Below are 7,963 nucleotides of genomic sequence, written 5' to 3'. Positions count from 1 at the left end.
CCAAAATCCGCCAGGGCTGCGGTTACCGCAGCGCAACTTTTGTTTACCGAGCTAAACCACAAAATTGGAAATACCCAAGCCACCAAGTTGATTGAGACTCGTATCAGCGTTGGCAACTTCAAAAAGTTGTCGCTGGTAGTCAAATCATTCTTAGGAGCAAAGCCATGAGCCAAAAAACCGCAATCGTAATTGGTGGTGGCATTGCAGGTCTTTCGACCGCAGCGCTGTTGGCTAAGGCCGGCATGCAAGTGAAGCTCTTCGAGGGTAGAGAAGGCCTTGGCGGTCGCGCTTACCTCTGGGAAAAGGATGGCTTCAGATTCGATATGGGTCCGAGCTGGTATTTGATGCCGGATGCCTTCGAGCAGTTTTACAACCTGATGGGCACCACAGCGGACAATGAACTGGATTTGGTTCGTCTAAGCCCTGCCTACCAGACTCGCAATGAAGGTCTTGGCGATCGCCTGGTCATGAGCGAAAAGCTCCCAGAGATCAAGGCGATGTTTGAGTCGATTGAACCTGGCAGCGGTGAGCAGCTCCAGAAATACCTAGACAGCGCCCAAGAGGCTTATGAGTTATCGATCAAGCACTTTTTGTACACCAACTTCAAAGACCTAAGGTCATTTCTGCACCCTGAGGTGCTTGCGAAGCTTGGCAAGTTTGTAAAGCTTTTGACCACATCGCTTTATGACTTCTCCGGGCAGTTTGTAAAAGATGACCGCCTGAAGAAGATGCTTAATTTCCCTGCGGTGTTCTTGGGCGCATCTCCTTACAACACCCCGAGCATGTATCACCTGATGACACATGTGGATATGAATCAGGGCGTCTTTTACCCGCAGGGTGGTTTCTACACCCTGATTGAATCTATTGCTGGCCTTGCTAGAACCCACGGCGCTGAAATTCACACCTCGTCTCCAGTAACCAAGATCCTGACCGAAAACGGCAAGGCCGTTGGGGTTCAGGTCGGTGCGGCTGAGTATCACGCCGACGTGGTGGTGGCGAGCGCCGACCTGCACTTTGTCGAGACCAAGTTGCTAGAGCGTAAACACCAGTCCTTCCCGCAGTCCTGGTGGGACAAGCGCGTTCCAGGACCTTCGGCACTATTGATGTACTTAGGCGTCAAGGGAAAAATCGACCAGCTCAGTCACCACACGCTGTTGTACACCAAAGACTGGGGCAAGAACTTTGCCAAGGTGTTCCGCAAGGCTGATGGCAAATCAGAGGTTCCAGATCCAGCCAGCTTGTACATCTGCAACCCTTCCAAGACTGACTCGACTGTCGCGCCCGAAGGCATGGAGAACATCTTCGTTTTGGTTCCAGCTGCAGCGGACGTCGGCATTGGTGGCTCCGGAGACGAAAGCTTTGAGCAGGCAGCTGACAAGGTAATTGACCAGATTGCCACCTGGTGTGAAATTCCGGACCTCAAGGAGCGCATCGTGGTTCGAAAGACCATGGGACCGCGTGATTTCCAAAATGAGCTCAATGCATGGAACGGCACCGCACTTGGCATGGCCCACACTCTGCGTCAAAGTGCTTTCTTCAGGCCTAAGAACTACTCCAAAAAACTCAAGAACCTTTTCTACGTTGGCCACAACACCATTCCAGGCATCGGCTTGCCGATGTGCCTAATTGGTGCCGAGCTGGTTTACAAGCACCTAACCGACGACAGAAGCGCAGGCCCTATCAAGGGTGAGCTAAAGCCAGTCAAGGTCTGGAAAGGCTTGGCTTGATCCTTTATCTTGCGGCCCTAACCGTTTCCCTGTTGGGAATGGGGCTAATTGATTTCAAGCACAAGCTAGCGCTGTTTTCGCAGCCCGTTAGAACTGCGATAACTATTGCGGTAGCTGTCACCGTGTTTTTGATTTGGGACCTGGTCGGTATTGCCCAGGGCATATTTTTCCGAGGTCAGGGTCCTTACCTAACCGGCGTGACGATTGCACCGGAACTTCCAATCGAAGAAGTGTTTTTCCTAACTCTTTTGAGCTACACCATCCTGATCGCCTACTTAGGGTTTGCAAAATGGCGCAAGAGTTGAGCTATTTGAGCATCGCGCTGCCACCGTTTTTGTTCTTCGGCGTGCTAGCGCTGCTTTTGAGAAAGCGTCTGAACCTAAAGGCACTTGGTCTTGCAGCCGCACTTACGCTCGTGATGACTTTTATTTTTGATAACTTGATAATCCTGTTTGGGATAGTCGGCTATGACGAAGCTCTGATTTCAGGTGTAAAACTTGGGGTTGCACCGATTGAGGACTTCTCCTACACACTGGTTGGATTGGTTTTGATTCCACTTACCTGGGAACTATTGGGAAGGAAGAAGTGAGCGCTGTAGCCAAACTGTTTGTGGCATCCAGGCCAATCTCCTGGGTCAACACCGCTTTCCCATTTGGTGCTGCTTACTTCTTCTCAACCGGAGAGATCGATTGGATCTTTTGGCTGGGAAGCTTTTTCTTTCTAATCCCCTACAACTTTTTGATGTATGGCGTAAACGATGTTTTTGACTACGAGAGCGATCTTCGAAACCCTAGAAAAGGTGGCATCGAAGGAGCACTGCTAGATCCGAAATACCACCGCCTCACGCTGATCTTGGCATTTGGAATTGCGACCCCCTTTGCGATAGCGCTGTCATTTGTGAATCCAAATGCAACTTTTTGGTTGTGGCTGACGCTATTTGCAGTGGTGGCATACAGCGTCAAGGGACTTAGGTTCAAAGAGATTCCATTTTTAGATTCGCTAACCAGCAGCTGGCACTTTGTTGGCCCCCTGCTGGTTGGATTAGCAATCGCTCAGGTTGAGATCACCGGTTCCCTGCTGATCGGCATTGCTGCGTTTTTGATTTGGGGCATGGCCTCTCACGCGTTTGGTGCGGTGCAGGACGTGCGGGCAGATCGCGAGGCAAAGATTGCATCTATTGCCACCGCACTGGGTGCAAGACTTACCACCCGATTCGCCTTTGGTGTTTACATCGTGGCCGGAGTATTGGCCTTGAGCCTGCCGGATCGCTTTGCCTTTGCGGCCTTGGCGGCAATTCCATACCTGTTTGTGGTTGGCAGAGAGCTAAACATCACCGATCAGAATTGCGAGCGAGCCAACCGCGGTTGGAAAGTGTTTATTTGGCTGAACTTCTTTGCCGGTGCTGTGATCTGCTCGCTACTGATTGGACCAAGCGCTTAGTTCTCGCTCCAGGTGATTAGGTAGCGGCGAGAAAAACTCGGTGCGCAGAGTTTGCAGCTGAGCATTCTTGCTGGTTGACGAGAGCGAAAGTGCTCGTGACCACCTGGACATACCCCTTTGTACTTTGCCACCTGTTTGGCAAGTGGCGTGCCATCGATTCTTTGGTGAAGGTAGCCAAGCTCGCTAGCTTTTGCCTTCCAGATTCTGCCGTGACCGGCTGCCTGTCCGGTTAGGGCATGGGCAATTTCATGAAGCAAAACCTGCTCCACCACGTGCATATCTCCAGCTTCAACTAGGTGCCTTGAGATGGTGATGCGCTTTTGAGAGTAGTTACAAAGCCCGGCTCGGCGTATTGCCCTATCGAACCCAAACGAATAATTGACCAGCCCATGCTGCTGAAACAGCTGCTGGGCTAACTGGTTTACTTGGTCAAACACGAGACAAGATTAGCCCTCGAGAACCTTTGAGATTCGCGAGATGGCCTCACTGATTCTTGCTTTTGATGCAGCGATGTTGAATCGAATGAAGTTCGAGTATTGATCTCCGGGGGCATGATCGTTCCCCGGTACCACCGCCACCTTGGCCTGCTGCAAGAGCACATGCTGGACTTTTTCCACTTTGTATCCAGATAGATCGACCCATACCAAATAGGTGCTCTCCATATTGAAGAACTTTGCCTTCGGAAGTTTCTGGGAAAGCTCATTTTGGAAGAAGCCTAGGTTCTCCTGGATCTGCTCAACAACATCATCAAGCCACTGCACAGAATCCGAGTAGGCACTCTCCATCGCAAATGCACCAATCAGCGAGGTGCGCCAGTGCATAGCCTCGGGCAGTGCCCTAAGCCGAGCTTGAACCTCGGACCCCTGCGTGATGTAGAAAGCAGCCTTGAGCCCGGCAACATTCCAAGCCTTTGAACTCGAAGAAATAGTGACGCCAGTGCGCTGAGCCGCTGGGCCTAGGGCAAGGTAAGGGGTGAATGGCACCCAAGTAAGAGGAGCGTGAATCTCATCGCTCACCACGGTGACGCCGTATTGGTCTGCAAGCTCGGCAATCTTGGTAAGTTCCTTGGCGCTGTGAACTCGGCCCACCGGGTTCTGAGGCGAGCAAAGCAGGTAAACCTTCACACCGTTTTTGAATGCGTTCTCGAGACCTGAGATGTCTAAAACCCAGTCATCACCTTTGAGCACCAATGGAACATCCGCCACCTCAGCGTGAACCTCTTCGATCCAGTGATAGAAACTGGAGTAGACCGGGCTGTTCAGCAAAACCTTGTCGCCAGGCTTTGTCAGCACTCGCAAAATCTCAACTGCTGCCACTCCAACATCGGTAGCAAGCTTTAGCTGTTCAGGTGCAATCTGCCAACCCCAGCGGTTTAGTGCAAATGCCTCAAATGCTTGAGCAACCTCCGGAACTGGGCCGGTGTAACCAAGGTCGGAGCGGTCTGCTAGGTCCTTGATTCGATCTCGAATGGCGGGCGCGACATCAAAGTCCATCTCTGCAACGTGCATTGGAAGAACATCCTCAGGGAACCTGCGCCACTTTGAGCTGGTGCGATTCGCAAAATTGCCAAAACTGTCTGGGTTCACTCTTTGATTATGCCCGATTTATCAAACTTGAGCCGCCTAGTTACAGCGAACTAAAAAGTAATGTTCCGGCGATCGTGAACATAACCGCAGCGATGGCAATATCCAGCACCTGCCAGAACCGAACGGATGCCATGTATCTAGACAAAAGCTTTGCTCCATAACCTAAAGAAAAGAACCAAACAAAGCTTGAGGTGGCAGCTCCGAGGGCAAACCACCACTGATTTGGTTGAAATTGGTTTCCGATCGAGCCTAGAAGAATGACGGTGTCCAGATAAACATGGGGGTTTAGCCAGGTGAGGGCTGCCATTGTGCCCAAGGTTTTGATTAGCGGGAAAGATTCGCCTTGCGCCTCTAGGGTCTTTGGGTTGATTACTCTGCGAAGAGCACCGATACCGAACCAAATCAGGTAGGCAGCTCCTGCGTATCGGAAGACTTCAAGAAGTAACGGGAGCTGTTGGATGACAGCACCGAGTCCAGCCACTCCCGCAATGATCAAAACTGCATCTGAAACTGCGCAAAAAAGCACAACAGCAAACACATGGTGACGCATCAATCCAAGCCTCAGCACATAGGCATTTTGAGCGCCGATAGCAATAATCAGTGAGAGGCCAGTGAAGAAGCCAGCAACGGATGCGAACATGTGGGAATTGTATCGGGGCTTACAAAGTTATTTTCCTCATGACTTCAACGCTAGTAATTGGTGCCAAGGCACCCCAGTTCACACTCAAGAACCAGGACGGCCAAGAGATTTCATTGGCTTCCGCCCTGGGACAGAAGGTAGTTGTTTACTTCTACCCTGCCGCCTCTACCCCGGGCTGCACCACCCAGGCCTGCGAGATTAGAGACAACATCAACTCGCTCAAGTCCGCCGGCTACACCGTATTGGGAATCTCTCCTGATGAGCCAGGGAAACTAAAGAAGTTCAAGGACAAAGAAGGCCTGAACTTTGAGCTACTGAGTGACCCAGACAACGCGGTTCAGCTTGCCTATGGCGCATACGGCGAGAAGAGCATGTATGGCAAGACCTACATGGGAACCATTCGCTCAACCTTCGTGGTTGATGAGAAGGGTGTACTCTCCCAGGTCTTTTACAACGTGAAGGCCAAGGGACACATCGAGATGCTTAGAAAGCAGCTTGGTTTCTAACGAAGCGGTAGCAGCACTCCGATTGCCATAAATACCGTGCCGAATACTCGGTTGAAGTTTTTGCCTACTCTTTTTAGCCATGGCTGAATTCGATCAGCCAAAGTTGCAACCATCAGTTCATACCAAAACTCGACGAATACAAACGTTGCAGCCATAATCACAAACTGCAAAAACAACGAAGCTTTGGGATCAATGAACTGCGGCAAAAATGCCACGAAAAACAGGATTCCCTTTGGGTTGGTGACTGCCGATAGAAAGCCCTGACTGAAGAGTTTTGATGAGCCAAGGCTGGTTCGGCTTGCGGTATCGGCAATCCCCAATGGCTCAGATCTCCAGACCTGAATGCCAAGCCAAACCAGGTAGGCACCACCAACCCACTTCAAAACGGTTAGTAACTCAGCTGACGCCTGGAGCAGGGCACCAATACCAAACATGCTCATGCCGATCACCACAGCAAAACCGAGCAGGCCACCAAAGATGGTGGCCAGGGTTTTCTTGGTTCCGTAAAGCGCTCCATGGGTTAGGGCAAGTAAACCGTTAGGGCCGGGCGTCAAAGACAATCCAACGGCAGCTGCCGCGTAAAGGACCCAGGTTCCAAAATCCACTAGTAGCCCAGCGCTTTGTCCACGACGCCAGTCAACGGACCGCCAGCTAACCAAGCACTCACATTCACCCGCAAGCGCTCAGAGAGAAGACTGGTTATCTGCGTCAAGGTGTCAGCAGTGTGAGGGGTAATGATGAGTCTTGGCTCACTCCACATTGGATGGCCTTCAGGTAGCGGCTCCGGGTAGGTGACATCTGTTGCCGCACCAGCGATCTGCCCAGATGCCAATGCCTCAAGCAAAGCTTCTTGGTCTACTACCTCTCCCCTGGCAATGTTCACAAGGTAGGAGTCACTTCGCATCAAAGAAAAACGCTCGCGGTTGAATAGGAATCTAGTTTCATCCGTAAGCGCGCAAGCCAGAACCACAAACTGAGCCTTTGGAAGCTCTTGATCGAGATTCTCAAAGCCCACAACCTTGCCGGTGAAACTCTCCGCGAATGGCTGCTCTGGACGCTTTCTGACAACAGTCACCTTCGATCTAAAGGGAATCAGGAACTCAGCAAGCTGCTCCGATATTCCGCCGCCACCGATCAGGAGAACCTCGGCATCAAATAGCGAATCGGCGTGCTTTTTGCCCCAGCTCTTAGCCCGAATCCGCTCGGGAAGAATGCGCCCAAGCGCCATGCAAAGCATCAAAGCATGCTCTGCGACCGGCTCAGAATAAGAGCGCTTGGCCGATGTGAACACTGGATCTGAGTGAATTATCTCGCTAAAGGCATCGACGCCGGCAAAGGGAAGCTGTACCCACTCAAGCTGCGGGTTTGACTTCAATAGATCAGCTAATCCTTGAGGATTCGCGTAGTCAGTCCAGACCAGTGCTTTAACCTGAGGACTAACCGGCACAACCTTCGCACCGGCAGATTCAATCGCCTCGAGATAGGAGGGAAACTGCTTGGGCTCTAGGGCTACGAAATTGTTCATTTGAGTACTTCGAGCTCTCGCTGGATTCGATCAGAGATCTCTGATGCAGGGGTTGGGTCTTCCGATCCTGGGTAGCCACCGTCATAGGTGGCGTGCATGTTTCTCGCTACCGAAATCTTGAAACCTAGTTCGTGTGCTTCGCGAGCTGAAGCACCTAGACACATGTCCGACTGCACTCCTACAAACTCCAGCTCGGTTATGCCTTTGGCTCTAAGAACAGCGGCAAGGTCTGGGTTTGACTCAAAAACACTTTGGGTGGTCTTTCGAACCACAAGCTCATTGTCTTTGGGGTGAAGCACTAGCTCCCACCAAGGCTCCCCTGGAGCATCCATCTCGTCAGCTGGACCATCGTTTTGAACGTGAATGACCTGCTCGCCCTCGAGGCGAGCTTTCAATAGCCGGTCACCGATCCGTTGCAGGAGTTCTGAAGCACCTGGTACTGGCCAAGGGCCCAAAAACAGGCTGACCTGAACATCAACGATCATCAGAGCTTTGGACATGAATTGCCTTTCGAACCTCTCCAGCCTATTGCTCAATGG

The 7,963-nt window shown here is 51.6% G+C and carries 11 protein-coding genes; 5 read left to right on the top strand and 6 right to left on the bottom strand.

Annotation, left to right across the window (positions count from 1 at the left end):
* Positions 1-164: 164 nt before the first annotated feature.
* Genes crtI through AC128V_RS02040 form a run of 4 tightly spaced genes read left to right on the top strand, consistent with a single transcriptional unit; the run spans position 165 to position 3,167 of the window.
* Positions 165-1,727, top strand: coding sequence for a phytoene desaturase family protein (gene crtI / locus AC128V_RS02055; RefSeq protein WP_482763019.1), 1,563 nt, complete (start codon positions 165-167; stop codon positions 1,725-1,727).
* On the top strand, positions 1,724-2,032 hold the full coding sequence (locus tag AC128V_RS02050; RefSeq protein ID WP_482763018.1) for a lycopene cyclase domain-containing protein: 309 nt from the start codon (positions 1,724-1,726) through the stop codon (positions 2,030-2,032). Before crtI ends, AC128V_RS02050 begins: the two co-directional genes overlap by 4 nt.
* A complete protein-coding gene (locus AC128V_RS02045; protein WP_482763017.1) occupies positions 2,017-2,316 on the top strand; it encodes a lycopene cyclase domain-containing protein in 300 nt (99 codons plus the stop codon). Before AC128V_RS02050 ends, AC128V_RS02045 begins: the two co-directional genes overlap by 16 nt.
* Positions 2,313-3,167, top strand: coding sequence for a prenyltransferase (locus AC128V_RS02040; RefSeq protein WP_482763016.1), 855 nt, complete (start codon positions 2,313-2,315; stop codon positions 3,165-3,167). Before AC128V_RS02045 ends, AC128V_RS02040 begins: the two co-directional genes overlap by 4 nt.
* On the opposite strand, the gene AC128V_RS02035 is transcribed toward AC128V_RS02040, so the two are convergent.
* From AC128V_RS02035 to AC128V_RS02025, 3 genes are read right to left on the bottom strand one after another with little or no spacing between them, the layout of a single operon-like run.
* Positions 3,164-3,604, bottom strand: coding sequence for a SprT-like domain-containing protein (locus AC128V_RS02035; protein ID WP_482763015.1), 441 nt, complete (start codon positions 3,602-3,604; stop codon positions 3,164-3,166). The two genes, AC128V_RS02040 and AC128V_RS02035, sit on opposite strands and share 4 nt — an antisense overlap.
* Before the next feature lie 9 nt (positions 3,605-3,613).
* Complete coding sequence (locus AC128V_RS02030) at positions 3,614-4,753, bottom strand: MalY/PatB family protein (protein WP_482763014.1); 1,140 nt, start codon at positions 4,751-4,753, stop codon at positions 3,614-3,616.
* Positions 4,754-4,793: 40 nt separating this feature from the next.
* Complete coding sequence (locus AC128V_RS02025; RefSeq protein ID WP_482763013.1) at positions 4,794-5,393, bottom strand: LysE/ArgO family amino acid transporter; 600 nt, start codon at positions 5,391-5,393, stop codon at positions 4,794-4,796.
* 38 nt (positions 5,394-5,431) lie between these two features.
* On the opposite strand from AC128V_RS02025, the gene bcp reads away from it, so the two are divergent.
* The gene (gene bcp / locus AC128V_RS02020; protein WP_482763012.1) at positions 5,432-5,899 is read left to right on the top strand and encodes a thioredoxin-dependent thiol peroxidase; all 468 of its coding nucleotides are present in this window, start codon (positions 5,432-5,434) and stop codon (positions 5,897-5,899) included.
* On the opposite strand, the gene AC128V_RS02015 is transcribed toward bcp, so the two are convergent.
* The 3 genes from AC128V_RS02015 to AC128V_RS02005 are packed head-to-tail and all read right to left on the bottom strand — an operon-like array spanning position 5,896 to position 7,924.
* Positions 5,896-6,504 (bottom strand): LysE family translocator, encoded by a 609-nt coding sequence (locus tag AC128V_RS02015; RefSeq protein WP_482763011.1) that lies wholly within the window; start codon positions 6,502-6,504, stop codon positions 5,896-5,898. The genes bcp and AC128V_RS02015 overlap by 4 nt on opposite strands.
* The gene (locus AC128V_RS02010) at positions 6,504-7,424 is read right to left on the bottom strand and encodes a D-isomer specific 2-hydroxyacid dehydrogenase family protein (RefSeq protein WP_482763010.1); all 921 of its coding nucleotides are present in this window, start codon (positions 7,422-7,424) and stop codon (positions 6,504-6,506) included. Before AC128V_RS02010 ends, AC128V_RS02015 begins: the two co-directional genes overlap by 1 nt.
* The gene (locus AC128V_RS02005; protein WP_482763009.1) at positions 7,421-7,924 is read right to left on the bottom strand and encodes an isochorismatase family protein; all 504 of its coding nucleotides are present in this window, start codon (positions 7,922-7,924) and stop codon (positions 7,421-7,423) included. The genes AC128V_RS02010 and AC128V_RS02005 overlap by 4 nt, the downstream gene beginning before the upstream one ends.
* Between the last annotated feature and the right edge of the window lie 39 nt (positions 7,925-7,963).

The organism is Aquiluna sp., assembly GCF_965064355.1.
This window is presented reverse-complemented; position numbering and strand designations above follow the sequence as displayed.